19 protein-coding genes are annotated in these 26,179 nt (G+C 73.1%); 10 read left to right on the top strand and 9 right to left on the bottom strand.

The features are described from left to right. Nucleotide 1 precedes the first annotated feature (1 nt). The gene (locus ACFYTT_RS22580; protein ID WP_387261893.1) at nucleotides 2–973 is read right to left on the bottom strand and encodes an alpha/beta hydrolase; all 972 of its coding nucleotides are present in this window, start codon (nucleotides 971–973) and stop codon (nucleotides 2–4) included. 35 nt (nucleotides 974–1,008) lie between these two features. Continuing rightward, on the bottom strand, nucleotides 1,009–1,314 hold the full coding sequence (locus ACFYTT_RS22575; protein WP_131054840.1) for a putative quinol monooxygenase: 306 nt from the start codon (nucleotides 1,312–1,314) through the stop codon (nucleotides 1,009–1,011). Between the two features lie 151 nt (nucleotides 1,315–1,465). Between ACFYTT_RS22575 and ACFYTT_RS22570 the strand changes: the two genes are divergently transcribed. The 6 genes from ACFYTT_RS22570 (at nucleotide 1,466) to ACFYTT_RS22545 (ending at nucleotide 6,570) form a co-directional block, all read left to right on the top strand. Beyond that, complete coding sequence (locus tag ACFYTT_RS22570; protein WP_387261890.1) at nucleotides 1,466–2,401, top strand: AraC family transcriptional regulator N-terminal domain-containing protein; 936 nt, start codon at nucleotides 1,466–1,468, stop codon at nucleotides 2,399–2,401. 9 nt (nucleotides 2,402–2,410) lie between these two features. Continuing rightward, nucleotides 2,411–3,220, top strand: a complete 810-nt coding sequence (locus ACFYTT_RS22565; protein WP_387261889.1) for a class I SAM-dependent methyltransferase — start codon at nucleotides 2,411–2,413, stop codon at nucleotides 3,218–3,220. 113 nt (nucleotides 3,221–3,333) lie between these two features. Continuing rightward, the gene (locus ACFYTT_RS22560; protein ID WP_387261886.1) at nucleotides 3,334–3,828 is read left to right on the top strand and encodes a hypothetical protein; all 495 of its coding nucleotides are present in this window, start codon (nucleotides 3,334–3,336) and stop codon (nucleotides 3,826–3,828) included. Nucleotides 3,829–3,921: 93 nt separating this feature from the next. After that, complete coding sequence (locus tag ACFYTT_RS22555; protein WP_387261882.1) at nucleotides 3,922–4,779, top strand: fumarylacetoacetate hydrolase family protein; 858 nt, start codon at nucleotides 3,922–3,924, stop codon at nucleotides 4,777–4,779. Further along, nucleotides 4,776–5,537 carry an SDR family NAD(P)-dependent oxidoreductase gene (locus ACFYTT_RS22550; RefSeq protein WP_387261879.1) on the top strand — a complete coding sequence of 254 codons (762 nt, stop codon included), beginning with the start codon at nucleotides 4,776–4,778 and terminating at the stop codon, nucleotides 5,535–5,537. The genes ACFYTT_RS22555 and ACFYTT_RS22550 overlap by 4 nt, the downstream gene beginning before the upstream one ends. A gap of 40 nt (nucleotides 5,538–5,577) precedes the next feature. Beyond that, on the top strand, nucleotides 5,578–6,570 hold the full coding sequence (locus ACFYTT_RS22545; protein WP_387261876.1) for an aldo/keto reductase: 993 nt from the start codon (nucleotides 5,578–5,580) through the stop codon (nucleotides 6,568–6,570). Here the strand turns inward: ACFYTT_RS22545 and ACFYTT_RS22540 are convergent. The 3 genes from ACFYTT_RS22540 to ACFYTT_RS22530 all read right to left on the bottom strand — a co-directional run bounded on the left by ACFYTT_RS22540 (nucleotide 6,518) and on the right by ACFYTT_RS22530 (nucleotide 15,174). Beyond that, nucleotides 6,518–8,767: a glycoside hydrolase N-terminal domain-containing protein gene (locus ACFYTT_RS22540; RefSeq protein ID WP_387261873.1), complete on the bottom strand. Its 2,250-nt coding sequence runs from the start codon at nucleotides 8,765–8,767 to the stop codon at nucleotides 6,518–6,520. The two genes, ACFYTT_RS22545 and ACFYTT_RS22540, sit on opposite strands and share 53 nt — an antisense overlap. A 9-nt stretch (nucleotides 8,768–8,776) precedes the next feature. Next, nucleotides 8,777–9,628 carry a phosphotransferase gene (locus ACFYTT_RS22535; RefSeq protein ID WP_387261870.1) on the bottom strand — a complete coding sequence of 284 codons (852 nt, stop codon included), beginning with the start codon at nucleotides 9,626–9,628 and terminating at the stop codon, nucleotides 8,777–8,779. Between the two features lie 83 nt (nucleotides 9,629–9,711). Further along, complete coding sequence (locus ACFYTT_RS22530) at nucleotides 9,712–15,174, bottom strand: carboxyl transferase domain-containing protein (RefSeq protein WP_387261867.1); 5,463 nt, start codon at nucleotides 15,172–15,174, stop codon at nucleotides 9,712–9,714. 351 nt (nucleotides 15,175–15,525) lie between these two features. Between ACFYTT_RS22530 and ACFYTT_RS22525 the strand changes: the two genes are divergently transcribed. The 3 genes from ACFYTT_RS22525 to ACFYTT_RS22515 all read left to right on the top strand — a co-directional run bounded on the left by ACFYTT_RS22525 (nucleotide 15,526) and on the right by ACFYTT_RS22515 (nucleotide 20,562). Then, complete coding sequence (locus tag ACFYTT_RS22525; protein ID WP_387261864.1) at nucleotides 15,526–16,878, top strand: hemolysin family protein; 1,353 nt, start codon at nucleotides 15,526–15,528, stop codon at nucleotides 16,876–16,878. Beyond that, on the top strand, nucleotides 16,875–17,909 hold the full coding sequence (locus ACFYTT_RS22520; RefSeq protein WP_387261861.1) for a hemolysin family protein: 1,035 nt from the start codon (nucleotides 16,875–16,877) through the stop codon (nucleotides 17,907–17,909). The genes ACFYTT_RS22525 and ACFYTT_RS22520 overlap by 4 nt, the downstream gene beginning before the upstream one ends. Nucleotides 17,910–18,111: 202 nt before the next feature. Next, complete coding sequence (locus ACFYTT_RS22515) at nucleotides 18,112–20,562, top strand: cation-translocating P-type ATPase (RefSeq protein ID WP_387261858.1); 2,451 nt, start codon at nucleotides 18,112–18,114, stop codon at nucleotides 20,560–20,562. Nucleotides 20,563–20,652: 90 nt separating this feature from the next. Here ACFYTT_RS22515 and ACFYTT_RS22510 read toward each other — a convergent pair whose 3' ends face one another. Continuing rightward, entirely contained in the window at nucleotides 20,653–22,269 is a 1,617-nt protein-coding gene (locus tag ACFYTT_RS22510) for a ricin-type beta-trefoil lectin domain protein (protein WP_387261856.1), read from the bottom strand. Between the two features lie 347 nt (nucleotides 22,270–22,616). On the opposite strand from ACFYTT_RS22510, the gene ACFYTT_RS22505 reads away from it, so the two are divergent. After that, nucleotides 22,617–23,579, top strand: coding sequence for a hypothetical protein (locus ACFYTT_RS22505; protein WP_387261853.1), 963 nt, complete (start codon nucleotides 22,617–22,619; stop codon nucleotides 23,577–23,579). A 122-nt stretch (nucleotides 23,580–23,701) separates the two neighbouring features. Here the strand turns inward: ACFYTT_RS22505 and ACFYTT_RS22500 are convergent, their stop codons facing one another. From ACFYTT_RS22500 to ACFYTT_RS22490, 3 genes are all read right to left on the bottom strand, one after another. Continuing rightward, nucleotides 23,702–24,178, bottom strand: a complete 477-nt coding sequence (locus tag ACFYTT_RS22500; protein WP_131057446.1) for a response regulator — start codon at nucleotides 24,176–24,178, stop codon at nucleotides 23,702–23,704. Between the two features lie 121 nt (nucleotides 24,179–24,299). Beyond that, nucleotides 24,300–24,974 (bottom strand): response regulator, encoded by a 675-nt coding sequence (locus tag ACFYTT_RS22495; RefSeq protein WP_387261850.1) that lies wholly within the window; start codon nucleotides 24,972–24,974, stop codon nucleotides 24,300–24,302. Beyond that, nucleotides 24,971–26,179, bottom strand: a complete 1,209-nt coding sequence (locus ACFYTT_RS22490) for a sensor histidine kinase (RefSeq protein ID WP_387261847.1) — start codon at nucleotides 26,177–26,179, stop codon at nucleotides 24,971–24,973. The genes ACFYTT_RS22495 and ACFYTT_RS22490 overlap by 4 nt, the downstream gene beginning before the upstream one ends.

Below are 26,179 nucleotides of genomic sequence, written 5' to 3'. Positions count from 1 at the left end.
GTCAGTGGTTCCCTTCGTCGGAGCTCAGCACCCGGGCGAGCCAGTCGGTGCGGGTACGGCGGGCCGTGGTGGAGATGGCGGCCTGCGGCAGGATCGCGTCGAAACCGTGGCAGCCACCCGCCCACACGTGCAGTTCGGCCTGACCACCGGCGGCCCAGATCCGGCTGGCGTAGTCGACGCTCTCGTCCCGGAAGACCTCGGCCGAGCCGGCGTCGACGTAGGTGGTGGGCAGTCCGCCCAGGTCGTCGGTGAGCGCCGGCGACACGTACGCGGGCACCGGTCGATCGGTCTCCTCACCCAGGACGCAGCGCCAGCAGAACTCGTTCGACTCGCCGGTCCAGACACCGGGTCCACCGGAGTACTGCCGGCTGGAGGTGGTGTCGTTGCGGTGGTCCAGCATCGGGCCGATGAGCACCTGGGCGGCGATCGGCGGAGTGCCGAGGTCACGGGCCATCAGGGTCACCCCGGCGGCCAGGCCGCCGCCCGCGCTGGCCCCGGCGACGACCAGGCGGGCCGGATCGATGTGCAGGTCGGCGGCGTGCGTGGCGGTCCAGAGCAGACCCTGGTAGCAGTCCTCGACGAGGGTCGTGCCGGTCACCTCGGGCGCCAGCCGGTAGTCCACCGAGACGACCACGGCACCGAAGCGGTCCAGCCATTCGAGCGGGATGTCGAGTTGGGCGTAGCGGTCGCCCAGGACCATCCCGCCGCCGTGGATCCAGTAGACGCACGGTGCCGGTGCGCCGTCGCTGCTCCCGGCGGGGCGCAGCACGGCGAGCGGGATCGGGGTGCCGTCGGCGGCCGGGACGGTGATCTCCTGTCGGTCCACCGACACGCCGTCGAGCAGGGTTTCCACGGGGGTGGTGGCGTAGGGCCGGATCTGTTCGAGCACGTCGGCGTCGAGTCGGGCCACCAGCGGCAGGTCGGCGAGCAGTGCCCGCAGGTCGGGGTCGAGGTCGGGGCGGGGCAACGTCATGGCGGGTCCTCGGGTCGGCGGGGGTGGGTGTCGGCTCAGAGGGCGGCTCTACCGCCGACCGGCACCTCGTCGGTGTAGGTCGCCTCGGCGGCGAGCAGCGGTTCGAGTCGCGTGACGAGGTCGCGCGCCGGGGCGGTGGTGAAGAACTCGGCGTGGGCCGCCCGGCTGGTCCAGCCCTCGGTGAGGTGGACGACGTCGGGGTCGCCGGCCGAGCGTCCGACCAGGAAGACGACACAGTCCGGGTGCGTCAGCGCGGGGGCGTCGAGCAGCAGCGCGACCACCTCGTCGCCCATGCCGGGCTGTGCGGTCATGGTGGCGTGGAAGCCGTGGTCGATGGTCATGTCGGTTATTCCTCCAGTGGGGACGCTGTCGATGAGATATCGACTCACCCATATAAGCAGCCGGGGCAGCGAGGACGTTAGAACGATGGTCCTGTGCTCTTGCCTGATCCTCTCGTTGTGGCGAGGATCGTTCTTCTGCTCCAATGGTCCGGTGAGCCTCGACGAGTTACGTGACCTGCTCGACCGCCATGCCCGCCCGGACCAGCACACCGCCATCGACGACCTGTTGATCTCGCGGGTCGGCCGGTCGGGGCCGCCGTCGCCGTCGATGTCGGGCACGGTGCTGGCGCTCATCGCCCAGGGCGCGAAACGACTCGCGACCGGCGACCGGGTGTACGAGTACCGCGCCGGGCAGTACCTCGTCGCCTCGGTGGACCTGCCGGTCACCGGCCAGTTCCTCGGGATCGACCCCGACCACCCGGCGCTCGGCGTCGGCCTGGTCCTGCGTCCGACAGCGGTCGCCGAGGTGCTGTTGCGGGCGGCGCCCGGAGACCTGCCGCCGGTCGGCGGCGGCGCGCCGTCCGGCCTGGCCGTCAGCGACGCACCCCCGGAGCTGCTCGACGCGGCCGTCCGACTGGTACGCCTGCTCGACCGGCCACGCGACGCGACGGTGCTGGCGCCACTGGTCAAACAGGAGATCCTCTGGCTGCTGATGACCGGCGAGCACGGGGCCACCGTGCGGCAGCTCGGTCTCGCCGACAGCAGCCTCAGCCACGTCGCCCGCGCGGTCCGGTGGATCAGGGAGCACTACTCCCGGGCGTTCCGGGTGGAGGATCTCGCCCGGCTCTCCGGCATGAGCGTCTCCGCCTTCTACCGCAACTTCCAGGCGGTCACCGCGATGAGTCCGATCCAGTTCCAGAAGCAGATCCGGTTGCAGGAGGCCCGGCTCCTGCTCGCCACCCGTCCCGACGACGTCACCGGCGTCGCCCGGCAGGTCGGCTACGACAGCCCGTCCCAGTTCAGCCGCGAGTACCGCCGCCGGTTCGGCCTACCGCCCCGCCAGGACGCCGCCCGCCTGCACGGCGAGCTGGGTCGACCCGCCCCGACGCCCCGCCGGGTCCCCACGGCCGCCGGACTTCTTCCGTAGGGTGGCGGCATGGCGGTGCCACGGGAGCAGCGGACCGTGTTCGGCGAGGTCGCCGACGCGTACGAGCGGAGCCGGGCGGACTATCCGGCGGCACTGCTGGACCTGATCGCCGGGTACGCCACCCGCACACCGGCCGAGGTGGTGGAGGCGGGCGCGGGCACCGGCAAGGGCAGCGCGTTGCTGCGTCGTCTCGGCGTACCGCTGACCTGTGTCGAGCCGGATCCGGCGATGGCCGCGCTGCTGGCGCGGCGCTTCACCGGCGACGACCTGGTGTCGGTGGTGGTCGGCCGGTTCGAGGACTGGCGTCCGCCGCCCGGCGGAGTGGATCTGGTGGCCAGCGCGCAGGCGTGGCACTGGGTGGACCACACCCGACGGACCGTCCTGGCCGCCGAGGCGCTGGCACCCGGCGGGGTGCTCGCGATCTTCGGGCACGATTACGGGTTCGCCGACGTGGGACTGCGCACCGCGATGGACGCGGTCTACCAGCGGTACGCCCCGGAGATCGCCGACCTGCCCGGACGGCCGGTGCACACCCGGCACCCGGGCGCGTTCGATCCGCAGGAGCTGCGGACGGCACCCGGGTTCACCGACGTCACGCACGAGCGGGTGGTGACCGTGGTGCCGTACGACACCGCGCGCTACCTCACCCTGCTCTCCACCTTCTCGCCGCACCGGATGCTGCCCGAGGCGCAGCGGACCCGTCTGCACGGCGCGCTGGCCGACCTCGTCGACACCCACGGCGGTGTCGTCGCACACGAGCTGACGACCTGGCTGTGGCTGGCCCGACGGCGTGGCCCGGCGGCGGCCGACCGGTCTTGACCCTCGACCCGGTCGAGGGCACATCCTGGTGCGGTGCGGGACATCCGACCCGCCCGGTGCGCCATCCGCCGTCGCGGCCGGCCACCGGTCACGAAGACCAGGAGGAGCAGCCCGTGCCGGAGTCCACGACGGACGTGACGGATGACGTGATGGCCGCCATCGGCGCCGCCGTCGAGACGGGGCACGCCGGGGACCGCGCGGGCGCGCGGGACGCGCTGGAACGCCTCTGGGAGACGATCGGGGCGGACGGTGACGCGCTGCACCGGTGCACCGTCGCGCACTTCCTCGCCGACCTCCAGGACTTGGTCACCGACGAGCTGGCCTGGGACCAGCGCGCTCTGGCCGCGATCACCGATCTCAGCGACGAGCGGGCCCGTCGGTACCACGACTCGCTGCGGGTACGGGCGTTCCTGCCGTCGCTGCGGCTCAACCTGGCCGACGCCCACCGGCGGACCGGCGACGCCGCCGAGGCGCGCCGCCACCTGGCGGCGGCGGTGGCGGATCTCGACGCGCTCCCGGACGACGGGTACGGCGCGATGATCCGGTCGGGTGTCGCGCGGGCCCGGCAGGCGCTCGACGCCGGCTCGACCGCACCGCTGGCGCCCTGACCCGCGTCGCCGGGGCGGGCGACCCCTTGCCGACACCGTCGTGACTCCTCTATAACGATGCAGCAAGGTCGATCTCTGTCCGAAAGGTGCGGCGTGAAGCTACTTCGAGTGGGCGCGGTCGGTCAGGAACGCCCCGCCGCACGGGACCGGGACGGCCGTCTGCGGGACCTCTCCGACCTGGTGACCGAGATCGACGGAACCTTCCTCGCCGGGGGCGGCCCGGCCCGGGTCCGCGCCGCGCTCGCCGAGGGACGGCTGCCGCTGCTCGCGGACCCCGCGCCACGGATCGGGGCGCCGATCGCCCGCCCCGGCAAGATCGTGTGCGTCGGGTTGAACTACTCCGACCACGCGGCCGAGACCGGCGCGCGGCTGCCGACCGAACCGATCCTGTTCATGAAGGCGCCCAACACCGTGATCGGCCCGGACGACGAGGTGCTGATCCCGCGCGGCAGCGTCAAGACCGACTGGGAGGTCGAACTCGCCGTCGTCATCGGCCGCACCGCGCGATATCTGGACAGCGACGACGAGGCGATGGCCTGTGTCGCCGGCTACACCGTCTCCAACGACGTCTCCGAGCGGGAGTTCCAGCTCGAACGCGGCGGCCAGTGGGACAAGGGCAAATCCTGCGAGACGTTCAACCCGCTCGGCCCGTGGCTGGTCACCGCCGACGAGGTGCCCGACCCGCAGCAGCTCGGTCTGCGGTTGAGCGTCAACGGCACGCGCCGTCAGGACGGCAGCACCAAGAACATGATCTTCGGGGTCGCCGAGGTGGTCCGGTACGTCAGCCAGTTCATGGTGCTCGAACCGGGCGACGTGATCAACACGGGCACCCCGGCCGGCGTGGCGCTCGGGATGCCGGAACCGAAGCCGTACCTGCGTCCCGGCGACGTGATCGAGCTTGAGGTGGACGGTCTCGGCACCCAACGCCAGACGGTCGGGCAGGCGTCGTGACCGGCGAGTTCACCGGGCTGGCAGCGGTGGTCACCGGTGGCGGCTCGGGCATCGGCCTCGCCACGGCCCGACTGCTGGCCGCGCGGGGAGCGTCGGTGGCCTGCCTCGACCTGGACCCCTCCGGCGTACCGGCACCGCTGCTCGGGGTGCGGTGCGACGTCACCGACCCCACCTCGGTGACCGCAGCGGTGACCGACGCCGCGACCCGCCTCGGTGGTCTCGACGTGCTGGTCAACAACGCCGGGACCGGTGCCCGGGGCACCGTCGAGGCCAACCCGGACGAGGAGTGGCACCGGGTGTTCGACGTCAACGTCGTCGGGATGGTCCGGGTGACCCGGGCGGCCCTGCCGCACCTGCGGCGCTCCGCCCACGCCGCGATCGTCAACATCGGCTCGATCGCGGCGAGCACCGGCCTGCCCGACCGGGCCCTGTACGGCGCGACGAAGGGCGCCGTGCAGGCGCTCACCCTCGCCATGGCGGCGGACCACGTCGGCGAGGGCATCCGGGTCACCTGCGTGAACCCCGGCACCGTCGACACCCCGTGGGTACGCCGGCTGATCGACGCAGCCGCCGACCCGACCGCCGAACTGGCCGCCCTGCGTGCCCGGCAGCCCACCGGACGGCTGGTCGCCGCCACCGAGGTCGCCGCCGCCGTCGCGTACCTCGCCGGCCCGTCGGCCGGCGCCACCACCGGGACCGTGCTCGCCGTGGACGGCGGGATGCACTCCCTGCGGCTGCGCGCCCCCGCCGAGAACTGACCACCTGTCGCCGACGGCGACGCCCCGTGAGGAGACGGCGATGCGACACACCCGACTGGGGCGCACGGCGGTCCCGGTGAGCGCCCTCGGATTCGGCGCGGCCGGGATCGGCAACCTGTACCACGCGGTCGACGACGAGACGGCACAGTGCGCCGTGGACACCGCGTGGCAGATGGGCGTCCGCTACTTCGACACCGCGCCGCACTACGGTCTCGGACTCTCCGAGCGTCGGCTGGGCGCGGCGCTGGCCGGGCGTCCCCGGGACGAGTTCACCGTCTCCACGAAGGTCGGTCGGCTGCTGGTGCCCTCGCCCACCAGCGCGCACCTGCGCGACGACGGCGGGTTCGACGTGCCCGCCGACCACGTGCGCCGCTGGGACTTCAGCGCCGACGGGGTGCTCCGGTCGCTGACGGCCAGCCTGGACCGGCTCGGACTGGACCGGGTGGACGTGGTGCTGCTGCACGATCCGGAGGCGCACTGGCGCCAGGCCGTCGGGGAGGCGTATCCGGCCCTGCACGAGCTGCGCGACCAGGGGGTGGTGGGCGCGATCGGGGTCGGCATGAACCAGGCGCGGATGCTGGAGCGGTTCGTCGCCGAGACCGACGTGGACACCGTCATGCTCGCCGGCCGCTACACGTTGCTGGACCAGACGGCGGCCGAACGGCTGCTGCCCCGGTGCCGGGAACGCGGCGTGTCGGTGCTGGCCGCCGGCGTCTTCAACAGCGGCGTGCTGGCCACCGTCGAGCCGGGTGACACCTACGACTACGGCCCGGTGCCGCCGCCGTTGCGCGAGCGGGCCGTTCGCATCGCGCAGGTGTGCCGACGGCACGGCACGACTCTGCCGCAGGTGGCGATGGCGTACGTGGCCCGCCACCCGACCGTCGCGTCGGTGGTCGTCGGGATGAACACCGCCACGCAGGTCGCCGACAACGCGGCCCGCTTCGCAGCCCCGGTGCCCGACGCGCTCTGGGCGGAGCTGGTCAGCGAGGGGCTGATCCCGGCCGAGGACCGGCCCCGGGAGCCGTCGGCGTGACCCAGACGTCCGCGCCGTCGACCCGGACCCGGACCGGATCGCGGTGCGGTGCCCGGTCGGCCACCACCGCGAAGTCGACGACCCGACCCTCCCGCCACGTGCAGTCGACCCGGTAGCCGCCTCGGGCGCGCAGGCCCCGGAACTCCCCGTCGGCCCACTCGCGGGGCAGCGCCGGCAGCAGGTGGACCAGTCCCTGGTGACTCTGCAGGAGCATCTCGACGACGGCGGCGGTGACGCCGACGTTGCCGTCCATCTGCATCGGCGGATGGTCGCAGAGCAGGTTCTCCAACGTGTTGTAGCGCAGCAGGCCACGGATCATGTGCCGGGCCCGCTGCGCCTCGCCGAGTCGGGCGAAGACGGCGGCCCGCCACGGCCACGTCCAGGAGCGGCGGCTGTCCCCCCGCACGGCGGACTCGTCGAACGGTACGCCGTCGCGCTCACCGCAGCGGGCGGTGAGCGAGACCAGGGCCGCCGCCGCGAGATCCGGTGTCGTCGCGGGGGTGATCTGGCGGCCGGGGAAGACCGCGAACAGGTGCGAGGTGTGCCGGTGCACGTCGTCCGGGTCGTCCCGGTCGGTCCGCCACTCCTGGAGCTGGCCCCACCGCCCGATCCGGTGCGGCGCGAGCCGGGTCCGCAGGTCGGCCACGACGGCCCGGTACCCGGCGTCGACGTCGAGTGCCTCGGCGCAGTCCAGGTAGTTGCCGAAGAGGTCGGCGACGATCTGCTGGTCGTACGTCACGCCGTGCTCGCGCGGGCCGTGCTCCGGCGACCAGCCGTCCGGCGCGACGAGAACGCCGTCCCGCTCGATCAGCCGGTCCTGCCAGAACTCACAGATCTCCCTGATCATCGGGTGGGCGACGTCCCGCAGGTAGGCCCGGTCCCGGGAGAAGGCCCAGTGCTCGTAGAGGTGCTGCGCGTACCAGGCGCTGGCGACGGTGTTCCACTCCCAGGCGTTGCCGCCGAAGATGCTCTGGCTGGTGCGGGCCGTCCAGCCCCGCGTGTCGGCGCCGAAGGCGTGCCGGGTCGCGACGCGGCTCGGCACCGCCACCTGGCGGACGAACTCGACCAGCGCGCGATGGCTGTCGCCGAGGTCGGTCGTCTCGGCCGCCCAGTAGGCCATCTGCACGTTGATGTTCGTGTGGTAGTCGCAGGCCCACGGCGGCCGGTCGCTGTCGTTCCAGAGTCCCTGGAGGTTGGCGGGGAGCCCACCAGGTCGGGAGGAGCTGTACAGCAGGTAGCGGCCGAGGGCGACCATGGTCTGTTCGAGCGCGGGGTCCTCGCCGCCGGTGCGGTAACGGGCCAACCGGGCGTCCGTCGGGAGCGCGCGGAGATCCTCGTCGGAGTCGCCCCAGGTGACCGAGACGCGTCGCGCCACCTCGGTGCTGTCGGCGAGGTGCGTCGCGCGCAGCGTCGGGTAGGGCCGGTCCACCGCCGCGTCGAGAGCGGCCTCGACGGCCGGTTCCGGCGCGCTGCCGCGCCACCCGGCCGACGCGTCCATCCGGTAGTCGGTGCGCGCGTCCAGCAGCAGCGTCATCCAGGTCGCCGTCCGTACCCGCAGGCGCGCGCCCACGGCGGTGACCACCCCGTCGGTGTCGGCCAGCCGCAACCCGGCCGCGTACCGCAGGCCGTTGCCCAACCGGCCCCGGAAGGCGGCGGTACGCGCGGCGGCGTCCACGGTCACCGGCGCGCCCTGCGCACTGGTGAGGGCGATGTCGCAGTCCAGCGGTCCGGGGTGTGCGGCCTGGTAACGCAGCACCAGCACGTCGGCGGACCGACTGGCGAACGCCTCCCGCCGGACCCGCTGCCCGGCCACGGCGAAACCGGTGGAGTGGATGCCGGTCTCCAGGTCGAGGGTCCGGTGATAGTCGGTGACCCGGCCCGCACCGTCGACGGCGACCGGGCCCCTCGCGGGGACGAAGGTGAGGAGCAGGTCGCCGAAGGGCCGGTAACACCCGAAGCCGGTGTCGCTCAGGTCGAAGTCGTCGTCGGGTCGACCGGCGAGGGCGTTGTCGTAGTCGTTGGCCCCGCCCCACAGGCTCTGCTCGTTGAACTGGATCCGGTCCCGCTCCGGCCCGCCGAAGAGCATCGCACCGAGCCGACCGTTGCCGATCGGCAACGCCTGGGACTGCCAGTCGGTGGCGGGACGCGCGTACCAGAGGTGGTGGCGGCCCGGTGGACCGTCGGGTGCGCGGGACATCGGCGGGGGCTACCCGGTCGCCGCGAGCGCGTCCCGGATCATCCGGTGCCCCTGCTCCTCGAAGCGTTCGTCGCCCACCCGGTACGCCCACCCCGCCGTGCCGATCGCGTCGCGGACCCGGGTCCGGTGCCAACTCCCCGGCTCGCGCGGATCGGCGCCGTACCCGTCCAGGAACGCCCGTTCCAGCGCCGGGTTCCGCCGGAAGTCCTGCACGGCCAGCCGCCCCAGGTCGGTGTACGCCGGTCGCAGCGCGGCCCGGCCGAAGTCGATGATGCTGACCCGCCCCCGGTGGACCAGCCAGTTGCGGGGCTGCCAGTCCCCGTGCGTCGGCACCAGCGTGGCCGGTGGCGTCGGCCAGTCGGCGATCTCGGCGCGCAGCCGCCGCACCGTCGCCGGGGCGATCCGGTGTGGACCGGCGAGCCAGGCCAGCGCCCGGGTGTTCTCCCGACTCTCGTAGTCGTCGTCGGTGACGGTGGTCTGGGCGTGCAGCAGGGCCAGCAACTCGCCCGCCTGGCGGTAGGCGGCCGGATCGTCGACGTGTGCGGTGTCGAGCACCAACTCGCCGGGGAGGTAGCGGGTGACGAGCAGTTTGGCCGACTCGTCGCCGTGCACCAGCACCGGCGCGCGGTCCCGGCTGGTCCACGGCGTCAGCCACTGGTGGTGGGCGCGCAGCTCACGGGCGATGTGCTGGTCCTCGGGGCCACCGGCCTTCACGATGTAGCGTGCCCCGTCCCGGGCGACCTCCAGCACGGTGGTCGGCAGCAGGTCCCACCCCAGGTCCCGGAGCACCGTCGCGTCGGGGAGCCACCGGTCCAGCAGGTCCCGCTGTGGCTCGGAGAGCCGGTCGCGTACGGAGGTCACCGCCGGATCCTACGTGCGGGCGGCCCGACCACGGGGACGCCGCCAGCCGAATCCGGCCACCGGCGTCCCCGTCGCGATCCGTCCTACTCGGTCGCCGTCGCCCCGATCGCCGCGATGACGCGGGGGCGGAGTTCGGCGGCGCGGATCACCGCGTCCACCGAGCCCACCTCGACCGCCCGCGCGATGTTGTGCACCCGGTCGAACTCCGTGGCCACCTCGCCGAGCTTCTCGGCGCGTACCGACGAGCGGAGTTCGTCGAGTTCGGCGGTGAGCGTGGCCCGGTCGGCGCCGGACGCGGACGCCACGCGGGCCTCCAGGTCCCGGACCCGGGGGTCGGCCGCCGTGCGGGCGTCGACGTCGCGGGAGAACACCACGGCGGCGGCCGGGGCGCCACCGAGCACCGAGGCGTACGAGCCCTCCAGCGCCAGCACCGTCATGCGGGGATTCAGCGCCTTGGAGAACACCACGAACGCCCCGCCGTGGTATCGCGAGATGACGCAGAAGACGATCGGGCCACGGAAGTTCACGATGGCCCGGCCGATCTCGGCGCCGTACTCCAGTTGCAGCTTGCGCATCGACTCGGGCGACCCGTCGAAGCCCGACAGGTTGGCCAGCACCACCAGCGGCCGGTTGCCGCTGGCCGCGTTGATCGCCCGCGCGGCCTTCTTGGAGGAGCGGGGGAACAGCGTGCCCGCCGTGTAGGTGTCCGGGCCGTCGGTGGGCGGGAAGCCTCGGCGCGGCACCGCACGCGACTCGATGCCGAGCAGGCAGACCGGTACGCCGCCGAGGTGGACGTCCTGCACCACCGCGGTCTCCGCGTCGGCCATGCCGGCCCACCGCTCCAGCACCGGGTGGTCCTGGTCGGACAGCGCCCGCATCACCGTACGGATGTCGAAGGGCTTCTTGCGGTCCGGGTTCGCCACCGGGGAGAAGATCTCACCGACGGTGGTGAAGTCGCTGCCGGCCACCACGTGCGGGAAGTCGGAGACGTCCCGGTCGACGGGGTCGGTGGTGGTGCCCGGTCGCGGCCCCTGCTCGCCCGGCGCGACGTACGTGTGCTCGTAGTGCGACATCAGCACGTCCCGCGCGGCCGGCAGGTCCGGCGCCCAGTACTGCGCCTGCCCGTTCGGGCCCATCACCCGGTCGTAGCCGCCGATGCCGAAGTTGTCCTCGGCGGACACCCCGCCGGAGAAGTCCAGCGACTGCTTGCCGGTCAGCACCATCGCCGAGTCCGGCGTCATCACCAGCACACCCTTGGTGTGCATGAGCATCGTCGCCTCGGCGTTCCAGTACGGCTGGGCACCCACGTTGATGCCCGCGACCACGATGTTGATCTCGCCGCCGTCCTGGGTGAACTCCACGATCCGCTTGAGTGCGGCGGCCACCCAGTCCATGTTCTCGGTGCCCGAGCTCATCGAGATCCGGGCACCGGCGGAGAGCGCGTACCACTCCAGCGGCACCTGCATCCGCTCGGCGAGGTCCAGGGCGGCGATCACCCGGCGGCACTCCGGCTCGGAGAGCGCGCCCAGCGACTTGGTCGGGTCGCCGAGCAGCACCACCCGGGTCAGGCCCTGCGGGTGCCGGGAGGTCGGGGTGGTGACCACGCCGGCCACGATCGCCGCGCGGTTGCGTCCCTTCGGCCGGTCGACCGGCACCAGCACGTGCGCGTCGTCCAGGTCGTGCTCGACGAAGTCGCCGAGCAGGCGGGTCAGCTCGTACGGGTAGACCGTGTTGCGGCTGCTCGCGCCCAGCACCTTCAGCCGGTAGTCGTCGAGCGGCTCGACCGGCTCCACCGGCGGCTCGCCCACGGACAGCTCGGCTCCGCCGGTGGCGTCGAAGGAGATCCGTACCGCGATCTTGGTCAGCTCGCCGGTACGGCGGTTGCGCTGCCGACCGACGAAGAGGATCTCCTCCAGGCCGGCGCCGGCCGTGGTCGGGCGGATCCGGGCGGCGAGGTTCTCCATCTCCTCCAGCGTGAGGCTGCTCGGCGGCCAGACGTAGATGACGATCCGGTTGGTGTGGAAACGCTTCTTCGACGACCGCCGGGACTGCGCCCGCCGGATCGAGTCGAGGCAGGCGGCCACGGTGTCCTCGGTGGTGGGCAGGGCTACCAGCCGGCCGTCGTGCTCCCGAAGCTCGGTCAGGTCGCGGATCTGCGCGAACGCCACCAGCCGCTCGTCGGACGGGTTCTCCCGGGCCACGCACTGGAAGAGATAGACCTCCTCGTCCGCCGACGGCAGCCGGGTCAGGTCGAACTTGTGCAGCCGCTCCAACTGCATCCGCTGCGCGATGTGCGGGTGCAGGCCACGGATCAGCCGCTCCTCGGCCATCCCGTCGCTCGACGGGCGGAACGTGAAGTGGTGGTGCATCACCGCCCCGCCGCTGCCGGCGACCGTGGCGGTCAACCGGCGGACCTGCGGCGGCAGCGGGTGCGCGGTGACGACCGCCAGCAGGGCCGCCGCCATCTCGTCGAAGCTCTCCGGCTGGTTCTCCCAGGCGAGGTAGATGTCGGCGTCGACGGCGGGCCCGTCGGCGGCCAGCTCGGCGAGCCCACGCAACGCGTCGCCCAGCGCGTCGAAGCCGACGGCGGCCGAGACCAGCTCGGAGTCCGCGCGCCCGGCGACCACGAAACGGCAGCCGGCCGCCTCGCGGCTGGTGACCCCGGTCAGCCCCTTGTTGCCGTAGTACCGCCGGGTCAGCACCTCCAGCATCACGGTGTTGTCCAGGTGGCCGCGTTGCAACCGCTGGCCGAGCAGCCGGACCAGCGGCTCGGTGCTGCGGACCATGGCAGCGACGCGCTCGGCGCGGTCCGGCGCGTCCGGCACCGTGTCCAGGTGCCGCAGGTGGCGGCGGACCTCGGCGTAGACCCGGGCCCGATTGCGACGCAGCAGCGGCTGGGCGAACCAGGCGAAGGCCACCCCACGGGCGAGGTCGGCGATCACCGGGTAGCGGACCTGCGTCGCGGCCAGCAGCCGCTCCAGCGCGAGGCCGGTCGGTTCGCGCAGCGCCTCGTCCGGCGGCGGCTCCCGCAGCCAGGTACGCAGCAGCGTCGCGATGACCGTGGCGTCGGCGGCGGCCCGCTGCTGGGCCAGGAAGATGCGGAAGACGGCACCCTCCAGCGCGGGGGCGCGGTCCAGCTCGGCGACACCGTAGTGCCCGAGCGCCCGGGCCAGCTTGGCCTGGAAGGCGTCCGGCACGCCGGCCCGCTCGACGTCGAGGCTCTGCAGATAGGTGTGGAAGTACTCCCGGGCGCTGTGCACGTGGGCGGCCTCGCCGTCCTCACCGGTGGGCCGGTTGCGGCTCAGCTCGGCCAGGTCGGCGAAGACGTCGACGAGGTCGAGTTCCTCGGCCAGCGGCCGGTACCCCTCCTCGGTGGCGGTCTGCCGCGCGGCCAGGTACTCGTCGAGCACCCGCCCGCCGTCGTGCGGGTCGACGTCGAAGCCGAGCAGCAGGCCGCGCAGGTCCTCGTGACCGCGCCGGACACGCTGGCGGGCCGGGAGCCCGGCGGGCCGGGAGGGCAGGTCCAACTCGACGGAGGTCACCGGAGCCTCCACCTGCTCGGCCGCCCCGTCGGTCAGCGGCTCCAGCCGCAGCAGGGCCGCGCCGGCCTCCACCTGGCTGCCGACCGAGACGGTGCACTCCTTCAGCCGCGCCCGGAACGGGGCCCGCAGCACCGTCTCCATCTTCATGGCTTCCAGCACCAGCACCGGCGCACCCGCCTCGACCTCGGCGCCGACCGTCAGCGGCGTGGCGACGACGAGCGCCGGCATCGGCGAGCGCAGCACGCCGCCCTCGTCCCGGCTGACCCGGTGCGCCACCCCGTCGACCTCGACCAGGTGCACCGGGCCGTGGGTGCCGGTGAGCAGGCGGTGCCGGGCGCCGTTGACGACGATCTGCCCGGTGTGCCGGTCGAAGCGGTCCAGCTCGACGTCGGCGGTGTGCACGGTGCCGCCCGCCTCGATGCCGACCCGGAACCGGTGCGCGCCGGTGCGGGCCACCCGCATCCGGTACGTGACGCCCCGCAGCTTGAGGTCCGACGGGGTACCGCTGGCGTGCCGCACCTGGGGACGCCCACCGGAGGCGGTGGCCAGCAGCCGCTGCTGCTCGACGCGCTCCTCCTCCTCGTACGCCCCGATGGCGGCGGCGGCCAGCGCGACGCCGGAGTGCCGGTGCGCGACCAGCCGACCGGCGCCCCGGACCCGGTCGATCCAGCCGGTGTCCGCGCTCGCGTCGATCACCTCGGGCTGGTCGAGCAGGTCGAGCACGAAGCTCTTGTTGGTCGCGCCGCCCTCGATGATCACGGTGGTGTCCGCCATCGCGCGGCGCAGCCGGCCCAGGGCCTCGTCCCGGTCCCGGCCGTAGGCGATGACCTTCGCGATCATCGAGTCGAAGTCGGCGGGGATGGTGTCGCCCTCGCTGACGCCGGTGTCCACCCGGATGCCCGGGCCGGCCGGCAGGTCCAGCCGCGCGATCCGCCCGGGGGCGGGCGCGAAGTCACGGTCCGGGTCCTCGGCGTTGAGCCGGGCCTCGACGGCGTGCCCGCGCTCGACCGGCGGCCGCCCGGTGAGCTGTCCGCCCGAGGCCACGTGCAGCTGGGCCTTGACCAGGTCGAAGCCGGTGGTGGCCTCGGTGATCGGGTGCTCCACCTGGAGCCGGGTGTTGACCTCCAGGAAGGCGAACAGCCGGTCGCCCGGGTGATAGAGGAACTCGACGGTCGCCGCGCCCCGGTAGCCGACCGCCACGGCCAGCCGCTCGGCCGACGTCTTCAACTCGGCCGTCTGCTCGGGGTCGAGCACCGGCGACGCCGACTCCTCGATGACCTTCTGGTTGCGGCGCTGCACCGAGCAGTCCCGGACGCCGAGCGCCCAGGCGGTGCCCTGACCGTCGGCGATCACCTGGACCTCGACGTGCCGGGCGCCGGTGACCAGGCGCTCCAGGAACACCACACCGCTGCCGAAGGCCCGCGCGGCCTCCTGGCTGGTGCGCTCGTACGCGTCGGCCAGCTCCGCCTCGTCGGTGATCACCCGGATGCCGCGTCCGCCGCCGCCCGCGGTCGCCTTCAGCATCAGCGGGTAGCCGATCTCGGCAGCCGCCGCGCGGGCGGCGTCCAGCGTCTCGACCGCGCCCCGGCTCCACGGCGCGACCGGCACACCGACCTGCTCGGCGAGCAGCTTCGCGCCGATCTTGTCGCCGAGCTGCCGCATCGCGTCCGGGCTGGGCCCGACGAAGGTGACGCCGATCTTCTCGCACAGCTCCGCGAAGGCCGGATCCTCGGCGACGAAGCCCCAACCGACCCACGCGGCGTCCGCGCCGGTCTCCACCAGCGCCCGCTCCAGCGTCGCGAGGTTCAGGTACGGACGCGCGGCGGCGGGCCCGAGGTCGTACGCGACGTCCGCCTCACGCACGAACGTGGCGGTGCGGTCGACGTCGGTGAACAGGGCCACGGTCTCGATGCGGGATCCGGTCTCCGCTGCCAGCTCCCGGACCGCGTGGATGAGCCGCATGGCGGCCTCACCACGGTTGACGATGGCGATACGGCTGAACACCCGACGGACCCCTCCGGTAGACCTACGGCGACACGCGTCAGGGCACGGTGGCCCCCCGCACAGATCACTGTTCTGCCTATGGGCAGCCAGCGCCATGTCGTAACCGCCGAACCCTGGGCGACCCGAGTTGTGGGAACCCCACAAAACCTTTTGGCGGGCGCCCACGTGAGCGGCGGGAAAGCCCGTCATCCCGACGACCGGTTCGTCGCCGCGCCGGTGGCCCTTTTCAGCATGCTCTCAGCGCGACCGACTACTCTCTGCTGCTCATGGATGATCTTCCGCATCATAGTCCGAGGCCCCTCGTCGTCCCGGTCGCCCGTACGGCCGTCGACCCGCGACAGGGGCTGACTCGTGTCTGAATGGATCCTGCTCGGAATAGGCCTGTTGCTCACCGTGGGCACCGGCATGTTCGTGGCGTCCGAATTCGCGCTGGTCAATCTAAACCGGGGTGACCTCGAAGCGCGTCAGTCCCGGGGAGAGAAGCGGCTCGGTCCGACGATCGCCGCACTCAAGATCACGTCGACGCACCTGTCCAGCGCACAGCTCGGCATCTCGTTGACCACCCTGCTCACCGGTTACACCTTCGAGCCCGCCGTCAGCTCGCTGCTGGCCGAACCGCTGGGCGCGGTCGGCGTACCGGACGGGGCGGTGACCGCCGTCGGCGCGGTCGTCGGCATCCTGCTGGCGACGCTCTTCTCGATGGTGATCGGTGAGCTGGTTCCCAAGAACTTCGCGCTCGCCGTGCCGTTGCAGACGGCGAAGCTCGTGGTGCCGTTCCAGGCGCTCTTCACCACCGTGCTGAAGCCGGTGATCCTGCTCTTCAACAACACCGCCAACGCGGTGATCCGGGCCTTCGGCATCGAGCCGAAGGAGGAGCTGTCCGGAGCTCGCAGCGCCGAGGAGCTCAGCTCGCTGCTGCGCCACTCGGCCCGCGCCGGCGTCCTCGACCCGGACCATGCCACGCTGCTGGACCGCACGCTGCGCTTCTCCGGACACGACGCGTCCGACGTGATGACGCCGCGGGTCCGGATGACGGCGGTGGGCGCCTCCGCCACCGCCGACGAGATCATCGAGCGGGCCACCGCCACCGGGCTGTCCCGGTTTCCGGTGATCGGCCGGGACGTCGACGACATCGTCGGGGTGCTGCACGTCAAGCACGCCTTCGCGATCCCGCCGGCCGAACGCGCCGGGGTGCGGGCGCAGGACCTCGTGGTCGAGCCGGCCCGGATCCCCGAGACCATGCACCTCGACGTGCTGCTGCCGACCCTGCGCGGCGGTGGCCTGCAGTTCGCGGTCGTCTATGACGAGCACGGCGGCACCGCCGGGATCGTCACCCTGGAGGACCTGGTCGAGGAGATCGTCGGGGACCTGGAGGACGAGCACGACCGCGCCCGCGTCGTCATGCGGCGCCGGGGCAGGTCGGTCTACTTCGACGCCTCGCTGCGGCCGGACGAGATCTTCGAGCGGGCCCGCATCGTGGTCCCCGAGGACGAGGAGTACGACACCGTCGCCGGGTTCGTCACCGCCCACCTCGGCCGCTTCCCCACGGTCGGTGACGAGGTGGCCATCGAGGGCGGGGTGCTCCGGGTCGAGCACCTCAACGGTGTGCAGGCCGACCGGCTGCGCTTCGTACCCACCGAGACCACCGGCGGCTCCGGTGCGGACCGCCGGGTCGACGACCGCCAGGAAGGGGCGATCCGATGAGCGCGTACCTGCCCGGCATCATCTGGCTGTTCGTCCTGCTGGTGGTCAACGCGTTCTTCGTCGGCGCGGAGTTCGCGGTGATCTCCGCCCGTCGTTCCCAGATCGAGCCGAAGGCGCAGGCCGGCAGCCGGGCGGCGCAGACCACGCTCTGGGCCATGGAGCACGCCACCCTGATGCTCGCCACCAGCCAGCTCGGTATCACCGTGTGTTCGCTGCTCATCCTGAACGTCTCCGAGCCGGCGATCCACCACCTGCTGGAGATCCCGCTGGCGAACACCCCGCTGTCGCCCGGCATGGTCTCGGTGCTCGCGTTCGTCGTGGCGCTGGTGCTGGTCACCTTCCTGCACGTGGTGTTCGGTGAGATGGTGCCGAAGAACATCTCGTTCTCGGTGCCGACCCGGGCCGCGCTGATCCTGGCCCCGCCGCTGGTGCTGGTCGCCCGGGTCTTCAACCCGATCATCTGGACCCTGAACGGGATCGCCAACGGCGTCCTGCGACTGTTCCGGGTGACCCCGAAGGACGAGGCCACCAGCACGTACACGCTCGACGAGGTGGCCACCATCGTGGCGCAGTCGACCCGCGAGGGAGTGCTCGTCGACGGCAACGGCGCCCTCACCGCCGCCGTCGAGTTCACCGGCAAGACCGTCGGTGACGTGGAGGTGCCGTTGGTGGACCTGGTGATGCTGCCGGCACCGGTGACGCCCGCCGAGATCCAGCAGGCGGTGGCCGCGCACGGCTACTCCCGCTACCTGCTCACCACCGGTGGGGAACCCAGCGGGTACCTGCACATCAAGGACGTCATGGACCTGACCGGCGACGCCTGGACCAGCCCGGTCCCGGCCAAGCGGGTCCGCCGGCTCGCGTCGGTGCGGCGCGACAGCGAGCTGGAGGACGCCCTCACCGCGATCCGCCGCAGCGGCGCCCACGTGGCCCGGGTCCTCGACCCCGACGGCGGCTCCACCGGCGTGATCTTCCTGGAGGACATCGTCGAGGAGCTGATCGGCGAGGTCCAGGACGTGACCGTCCGCTGACCGCCCCGGTCTCCCGGCGCGGGGGTTCCCGCCTCCGCGCCGGGAGACCGGCCGTCACCGCGTTCTCACCACCGGCAACCCCGGGAAAACTCAGGGTCGCCGGTGGTCGCTGATGCGTGGTGGCTGCTCACGGCCGCCGGGTAGCGTCAGCGGGGTGCTCGTCACGAGCACGTCCACGCGCGTCATCGGGGGGAGCAACCACGTGGAATCCGCCGGTGCCGCCGGTCGAGGGCAGGCCACGGACGAGATGGATCCGGTCGACACGCAGAGTCCCGATCCGGTCACCGCAGAGCGGATCCGGGCCGGGCTGTCGGTCGGGGAGGTGGCCGAGCGGGTCGCCGCCGGAGGAGTCAACGACCTGCCGCCGAGCACCAGCCGCAGCCTCTGGCAGATCGTCCGGGCCAACCTGTTCACCCGGATCAACGCCATCATCGGCGTGCTGTTCGCCATCATCGTGGTGGTCGGCCCGATCCAGGACGCCCTCTTCGGCGGCGTGATCATCGCGAACACCCTGATCGGCATCATCCAGGAGGTCCGCGCCAAGCGCACCCTGGACCGGCTGGCGGTCGTCGGCGAGGCCCGCCCCCGGGTACGCCGTGGCGGCCGGACCGTCGACCTGACCTCGTCCGAGCTGGTCCTCGACGACGTGATCGAGCTGGGCCCCGGCGACAAGATCGTGGTGGACGGGCGGCTGGCCGTCGTGGACGGCCTGGAGGTCGACGAGTCGCTGCTGACCGGCGAGGCCGACCCGGTGGTCAAGGCGGTCGGCGACAACGTGCTCTCCGGCAGCTTCGTGGTGGCCGGCACCGGCGTCTTCAGCGCCACCCGGGTCGGCCGGGACGCGTACGCGGCACAGATCGCCGAGGAGGCCAAACGCTTCACCCTGGTCGACTCCGAGCTGCGCAGCGGCATCGACCGGATCCTGCGCTTCGTCACCTGGGCGATCGTCCCCGCAGGCATCGCGCTGATCATCAGCCAGTTGCTGGTCAACCGGGACGACCTGCCCGAGGCGGTACGCCGGATGGTGGCCGGGCTGGTGCCGATGGTGCCCGAGGGCCTGGTGCTGCTGACCTCGGTCGCCTTCGCGGTCGGCGTGATCCGCCTCGGCAAACGGCAGTGCCTGGTGCAGGAACTGCCCGCCATCGAGGGTCTGGCCCGGGTCGACGTGGTGTGCCTGGACAAGACCGGCACGCTTACCGAGGCGACGATGGACGTGGCGGAGATCCGGTCGCTGACGCCGGACGTGCCGGTGGAGGTGGTGCTCGGCGCGCTCGGCATCGGCGACGACCGGCCCAACGCCAGCATGCGGGCGATCGTCGAGCGGTGTCCCGCCCCGCCCGGCTGGCGCGTACGTGAGACCGCGCCGTTCTCCTCGGCGCGCAAGTGGAGTGGCGCGACGCTCGCCGAGCCGTCCGGCCGCACCGGCACCTGGCTGATCGGTGCGCCGGAGATGCTGCTCACCGAGCATCCGGCCTTGACCGAGGCGGACGCCTACGGTCGGCAGGGCCTGCGGGTGCTGCTGCTCGCCCGATACTCGCGCCCGCTCACCGAGGCGCTGGCGGACCCGGCGGCGGTGCCGCAGGCCACCGAGCCGGTCGCGCTCGTCGTGCTCCGGCAGCGGGTCCGCCCGGAGGCGTCGGACACCCTGCGCTACTTCGCCGACCAGGGCGTCGCCGCGAAGGTCATCTCCGGTGACAACGCGGTCTCGGTCGGCGCGGTGGCCCGCAGCGTGGACGTGCCGGGCGCCGCCGAGCCGGTGGACGCGCGGACCCTCTCCACCGACCCGCAGGTGCTGGCGAGCACCGTGGAGACCCACTCGGTCTTCGGCCGCGTCGGCCCGCAGCAGAAGCGGGCCATGGTGGGCGCCCTCCAGTCCCAGGGGCACACCGTGGCGATGACCGGCGACGGCGTCAACGACGTCCTCGCGCTCAAGGACGCCGACATCGGCATCTCGATGGGTTCGGGCAGCGCGGCGGCCCGGGGCGTCTCCCAGATCGTGCTGCTCGACAACAACTTCTCCGCACTGCCCTCGGTGGTCGCCGAGGGCCGACGGGTGATCGGCAACATCGAGCGGGTCGCCAACCTCTTCCTGACCAAGACGGTCTACTCGGTGCTGCTCGCGATCATCGTGGTGCTCGCGTCCGTGCCGTACCCGTTCCTGCCCCGGCATCTGACCCTGATCGGGTCGCTCACCATCGGTATCCCGGCGTTCGTGCTGGCGTTGGCGCCGAACGTGGAGCGCGCCCGGCCCGACTTCGTCAGCCGGGTGTTGCGGTTCGCGGTCCCCGGCGGCGTCCTCGCCGCCACCGCCACCATCGGCGCGTACGCGGCCGCCCGTGCCCACTACGGCGGCGACCTCGCCGCGGAGACGTCGGTCGCCACGCTGACGCTGTTCGTCGTGGCGCTCTGGGCGCTGTCCATCATCGCCCGGCCGTACACCTGGTGGCGGATCCTGTTGGTGCTGTGCATGGGTCTGGCCTTCACCACGGTGCTGGTGGTGCCCGGCCTCCAGGAGTTCTTCCAGCTCCGGCTGATCGGCATCCAGGCCCCGGTGACCGGGGCCGCCGTCGCCGTCGGCGCGGGCCTGCTGATGGAGGCCGTCTGGGCGGTCACCCGTCGCCGGGCGACACCACCGCCCACCCCGACCGACTGACCACCCGAGCGGGTCGGCCTTCCGCAGAGCCCCGCGACGACGTGGAGCCCGGCATCCCCGAGGGGTGCCGGGCTCCACGTTGGGTGGCCGCTACTTCAGCGTGAACGTCTGCTTCGGGTTGAACACGCAGAGCCAGCTCATCATCGGGGCGCCCGCCGAGTGCCCCTCGACGTCCAGGCACCGGTCGGTGTCCCGGTTGAACAGGGAGCGGCGGCCGTTGGACTCGATCCACTCCCACTTCTGCGCCGGGTTGCCGCTACAGAGTGCGACCTGCACCGGGGTGCCGTCCTTCGCCTCGCCCCAGGCGACGTCGAGGCAGAGGCCGTTGGCCCGGACGCTGCCGTCGGACCGGAAGGTCCACCACTGCGACTGCGTCTCCCGGCACCGCTCCAGCGTGGCGCGTACGCCGTCGCTGGTGCCGGCGGTGACGCAGAGCCCGGTCTCCATGCCGACGAGCTGCTTCGCCCCGGACGGGCGCGCCGGCGGCTTCGCCACCGGCGTCTCGGCACGGGTTCGCGACGGCGAGGCGGAGGGGCGCGGCGACGGGTTGTCCGGGTCGGTGTCCGGCGACTGCGGGTCGGACGGCTCCGGGGACGGGCTGCCGGTCGGGGTGGGGGAGGCCGAGGGGGCCGGGCTCGTGGTGCGTACCTTCACCGCGAGCCGGCTGTCCAGCTCGTAGTACTCGGTGTGCTCGCGGACCGTACGCAGGAACGCCTGCGTGGAGCGGTCCAGCTCGCCCCCGGTCTGCCGCACCGCCGTCGGCCCGCCACGGTACGCGGCCAGCGCCAGCAGGTACGGGTCACCCTCGATGCCGGCGAGTTCGGTCCGCATCGCGCACATCGTGGCGCCCAGCGCCGGGATGGCCGTGCGCGGTTCCCAGACCGAGGCGGTGGTCGGGCCGTACTCCTGCCACACCTCCGGCAGGAACTGGGCGATACCGCGCCGGCCGTCCGCGCCGAGCAGGTTCGGATCGAACCCGGACAGGGCCATCACCTGGGCGGCGACCGCGGCGGGCGGGACCTCCGCGCAGATCGTGCCGGCGCGGACGACGTGCTGGACGTAGTCGGCCGGGACCGCCCTGGGCGGCTGCCGGTCGGGGCCCGGCCCGGGCTCGTCGGAGCGGCCGAACGCGGGAAGCCTGTCGTAGTACGCCGAGTAGCCGCTGACCCGGTCGACGTACTCGACCGCCGACGGCGGGATGCCGCCGTTGGTCCGGACGTCGTCGAGCCCGGTGTGGTACGCGGCCAGCGACAACCGCCACGCGTCCCCGTCGAGCCGGGACACCCGGATGTGTCCGCTCAGGTCGCACATGTGGTGGGCCAGCGCCATCACGTTCGCCGTGGTGTCCGAGCGCCGCGCGTTCGGCCACGGCGCCCAGGACCGCCACGCCTCGGAGTCCAGCCCCGCGATGCCCTCGCCGCCGGAGGCGGTGCCGGTGGCGGTGGCGCGCATCCCCGACTCGGCCATGAGCTGGCCGGCGAGCCGGGACGGGGTCAGGACGGGACAGGACCGGGCGGCGGCCTGGATGGTGGTCAGGTGCTCGTCGGAGACGGGACGGCCGGTCGGCGCGTCCGTGTCCGAGGCCACGCCCCAACCGACGGCGGCGGCCACCGCGCACAACGCGGCCAGGCCGGCGACACCGCCGGCCACCGCGCGACGCGAGAACGTGCCCAGCCGGGGGCGGGCGGAGGGTCGATCGGGCTCCACGTGTCTTCCCTTCCGGTGCTGACGTCACCGTCTCGACGCGCACACGGAACGCTCCGTTCAGCCTGGACGGCACGATCCCGGTGACCTGTGGGTCCGGTACGCCCGCCGTCGGAGGAGGGACGTCGCGGTGCCCCTCGACGGGGACTCCGGGACGCCCCTGTCCGGAGGGCGGACGGGGGACCGGACCGGGTCGATGGCCCCGAGGTGATCGGGGACTACCGATGTCCCGTCGCGGCTGGGAAGCTCTGGGCACCGTGCGGCGGGGCGGGTCGGGGTCCCCGTCCCCGCGCCACGGCCGACCGGCGACCACTGCCGGTCGGGACGGCTCGGCCGGAGGGGAACCAGGGGTGCGACGACTGCGGCGGGTCGCCGTCTCGGGTCTCGGCACGTTCGTGCCGATCGTGCTCCTGCCGGCCGGTCCGGCCCAGGCCGCCGCCCCGACGCCCTTCCCGCCGGGCGCGCCGCTGACCCAGGCCGCCGGAGTGTTCGGCGCGGTCATCCTGTTCGCCCTCGCGGTGGCGGTGCTGCGCGGTCGCCCCCGCCCGCCCGCCGCCCCCGCACCCGACCCGTCGATGCCGGCCGGATCGCCACCCACGATCACGCTGCTGACCCCGGCCGTGTCCGCTGCGGTGCCGACGCTCGCCGACCACTTCTCGCCTCGGCGCACCGGGACGTCGCCGGCCCGCACCGCCGTGCTGTCCCGCCCGGTCGGACCCACCGTCGCGTCCAGGCCCGACGCACGCTCCCGCCCGCCGGGCGGGTGGACCACGCCGGGGCGGTCCACGCTGGTCGACCCGTACGCCCTGACCACCGAGGTCCTGCTCGACGGACGGGCGGTCACGGTGTCGCTCGACGGTGCCCGCGCCGATCGGCCCGGCCCGCCGCACACCTGGCGTGCCGGGGTCCGGGAGCCCTGCTCGGCGACCCTTCCGCTCCAGCTCGGTGCGGCGTCCGGCCGAATCCTCCAGGTCGACCTGGCCCGCTGCCCGGACGCGCTGACCCTGGGCGGTCCGCCGCCGCAGCAGCGGTGGTACGCGTCGCGCCTGGTCCGGCAGGTCCTCGACGCCGGTGGTCAGGTCACCGTGGTGGGCGACCTGACCGACGACCGCCTGCCGGCCGAGTGCCGCCGGGTCGCGGACGTCTTCGACCCACGACTGTCGCAGACCTCCGGCGTCGTGCTCGCCGCCGGGCTGGACCGGCGGGCCGTCCAGGTGGCCCGGCAGTTGAGCGTCTGCGGCGGGCCGGTGCCGGTCCTGCTCGGCGACGCGGTGCCGACGCGCTGGTCGATCCGGATCAGCCCGACCGCCTAGCGGGGGAGTCCGGCCCCCACCGGCCCGGACCACCGCGCGCGCAACGCCGGCCCGGGACAGACGTCCCCGCCGGAACGCCGCCCGGACTCCGCCTCGGCGCGACCGCCCTGACGAAGCAGGCCCTAGGTGTTCTGGGGTCGGGTGGACTCGCGCAGCGCCCAGGCAACCGCCGCCACCGCCACCGGTGACAGCCAGCCCAGTCCGGACGCGACGGCCCGCACGGCACCGAGCAGGTCCGCCGGCTCGTGGTGCCCGTACACCAGGCAGCCCTTGAACGGCGCGCGGAGCATGGTGCTGATCGTGCGGTGCTCGGTGGCGGCGGTCAACGCGATCACCGGTGATCGCCGGGCCAGCGCCCGCACCAGGTCGGTGCCCTCGGGGGCGGTTATCCGATCGTCGAGCAGGGTCACGGTGGGCCGCATCCGGTCGGCGAGTGCCACCGCCTCACCGGCGTCACCGGTGAGCGCCACCACCCGGATCCGTTCCCCGGTGTCGAGCACGGTACGGATCACCGACCGCTCGCCCGGGTGCGGATGCGCGATCAACACCCTGATCGTCGGCGCGGTCCGACCGACCGCGCGTACCTGCCGACTACCCATCACGCCGAAGTCGCGCCTGGGCTGATACGGCTGCCATCCGGTCCCCGCTCCCGTCGGTGTCGGGCGGTGCGACGTCACCACCGCCCACACAACGGCGCCGGGGCGCGCCGCGTTCAGCCGGTCACCGAATCGGCGTACCGTCCGGGCCCGACCAGCGCACCACCGCCTCCGTTCGGTTGGTCACCCGCAGCTTGGCGAAGATGTGGTTGAGGTGGTTCTTCACGGTCTTCTCGGTGAGCAGCAGGCGGCGGGCGATCGCCGCGTTCGAGTGGCCGGCGCCGAGCAGCTCGACCACCTCCTGTTCCCGCCTGGTCAGGCCGAACTCCTGCCGCATCCGGCGGATCTGCTCGGCACGGCCCACCGTGTCGCGTTCCCGGTTGGCCTGTTCGCGCAGCACCGCGATGGTCACCGAGGCGCCCCGGGGGGAGAGCCAGCCCTGACCGGCGGCCACCGCGTGGACGGCGCGCAGCAGTTCCGCCGGGTCGAACTCGCCGTGTACGAGGTAGCCGCTGGCGCCGCCGCGCAGCATCCCGGCGATCAGCTCGTCGTCGGAGTCGCTCGTCAACACCAGCACCGACGTCTGCTGGGCGAGCTGGTCCACGACGCTGAGTCCGTCGGCGATCGGCATGCGGTGGTCGAGCAGGGTCACGGTCGGCCGCAGCCGGGTCGCCACGGTCACCGCGGTCCGGCCGTCCGGGGCCTCACCGACCACCCGGATGTCCTCGGCGCTGGCGAGGTAGCCGCGGATGGCGGTGCGGACGATCGGATTGTCGTCGACGATCAGTACGTCGATCATCGGGAGGCCGCCTGACGGGCGCGGCCGGATTCCGGCACCGGGCCGGACAGTGGCACCCGTGCCACCACCCGGGTGCCCAGCCCGACGCGGGATTCGACGCGCAGGGTGCCACCGACGGCGTGGGCCCGCTCCGCCATGCCGACGATGCCGAAGTTGCCCGCGCCGGAGAGGTCGGTCAGATCCCCGGGCATCGGGAAACCCCTGCCGTCGTCGGTGATGGTGAGTTCCACATGTGCCTCCGAGCGGTGGAGTACTACCTGGACCAGCGTCGCCTCTGCGTGCCGGGTCACGTTCTGCAACGCCTCGCTGAGGATCTGCGCGAGTTCGTAGCGGGCTGCCACGGGAGGCTCGACCGCGTGCGCGATCACCTGGACCGGGACGTCACTGCGCGTCGACCACTCCGCGCAGATGCTCCTCACGTTATCCGGGAAAGGTCGGTCCGGCAGGTCGCGGCGCAGGCCGGCGAGCAGGTCACGGGCCTCTCGCACGGCCGCGTCGGCGCCCTCGGAGACGGTGCCGGCGAGTTGCTCGGCCAGGTCCGGTTGCCGACGGAGCAGACCGGGCAGCGCCACCGCGGCGAAGGAGACGCCGCGCAGCGTCTTGGCCACCGAGTCGTGCAGCTCCCGGGCGAGCCGGGCCCGTTCCGAGGCGGCGGCGGACCGCTGGGCGGCGGTCACCGTCGCCACCGTCGCCTCGATGTAGCGGGCGAGCGCGGCGGTGGCCACCGCCGCGCCGAAGCCGCAGACAATGTTGATCATCGGGAAGGCGAGCATGAAGGGCGCGGCGACCGAGGTGCCGGCCACGCCGCCGTCGGCCCGCAGCAGTTGCGTCGCGACGGCGAAGCCGAGAACCGCGTTGACGGTCCAGAGCGGCAGCCCGTGTGCACCCAGCAGTGCGCCGGTGAGTGCGGCGTGACCGGCGGCGTAGCAGAAGAACCCGATCCCGCCGCCGCTGACCACCAGCACGGTGACCATCAGGGCGGCGTCCAGGGCGAGGAAGCTCATCCGCCACCGGATCGCCGTCGGCCACTTGCTCAGTACGCTGACCTGCACCGCGGTGGTGACGGCGATCAGCCCGAGCGTCTGGACCGCCGCCCAGGCGTCGTCCACCAGCCGCAGTCCCACTCCGACCGCGGCGATGGTCACGACGAGCCGGCCGAGCAGGACTGCCCGACAGAGAGCGGCGTAGGCGACGAACCGGCTCAT

This window comes from Micromonospora sp. NPDC003816, assembly GCF_042874705.1.
Lineage (GTDB): Bacteria > Actinomycetota > Actinomycetes > Mycobacteriales > Micromonosporaceae > Micromonospora.
Note: the sequence above shows the minus strand (reverse complement) of the source record. Positions and strands in the feature narration are given on the sequence as shown.

Coding starts and splice junctions, on each gene's coding strand:
- ACFYTT_RS22580 (WP_387261893.1), bottom strand. CDS start 973: ATGACGTTGCCCCGCCCCGACCTCGACCCCGACCTGCGGGCACTGCTC.
- ACFYTT_RS22575 (WP_131054840.1), bottom strand. CDS start 1,314: ATGACCATCGACCACGGCTTCCACGCCACCATGACCGCACAGCCCGGC.
- ACFYTT_RS22565 (WP_387261889.1), top strand. CDS start 2,411: ATGGCGGTGCCACGGGAGCAGCGGACCGTGTTCGGCGAGGTCGCCGAC.
- ACFYTT_RS22545 (WP_387261876.1), top strand. CDS start 5,578: ATGCGACACACCCGACTGGGGCGCACGGCGGTCCCGGTGAGCGCCCTC.
- ACFYTT_RS22540 (WP_387261873.1), bottom strand. CDS start 8,767: ATGTCCCGCGCACCCGACGGTCCACCGGGCCGCCACCACCTCTGGTAC.
- ACFYTT_RS22520 (WP_387261861.1), top strand. CDS start 16,875: ATGAGCGCGTACCTGCCCGGCATCATCTGGCTGTTCGTCCTGCTGGTG.
- ACFYTT_RS22500 (WP_131057446.1), bottom strand. CDS start 24,178: ATGGGTAGTCGGCAGGTACGCGCGGTCGGTCGGACCGCGCCGACGATC.
- ACFYTT_RS22495 (WP_387261850.1), bottom strand. CDS start 24,974: ATGATCGACGTACTGATCGTCGACGACAATCCGATCGTCCGCACCGCC.
- ACFYTT_RS22490 (WP_387261847.1), bottom strand. CDS start 26,179: ATGAGCCGGTTCGTCGCCTACGCCGCTCTCTGTCGGGCAGTCCTGCTC.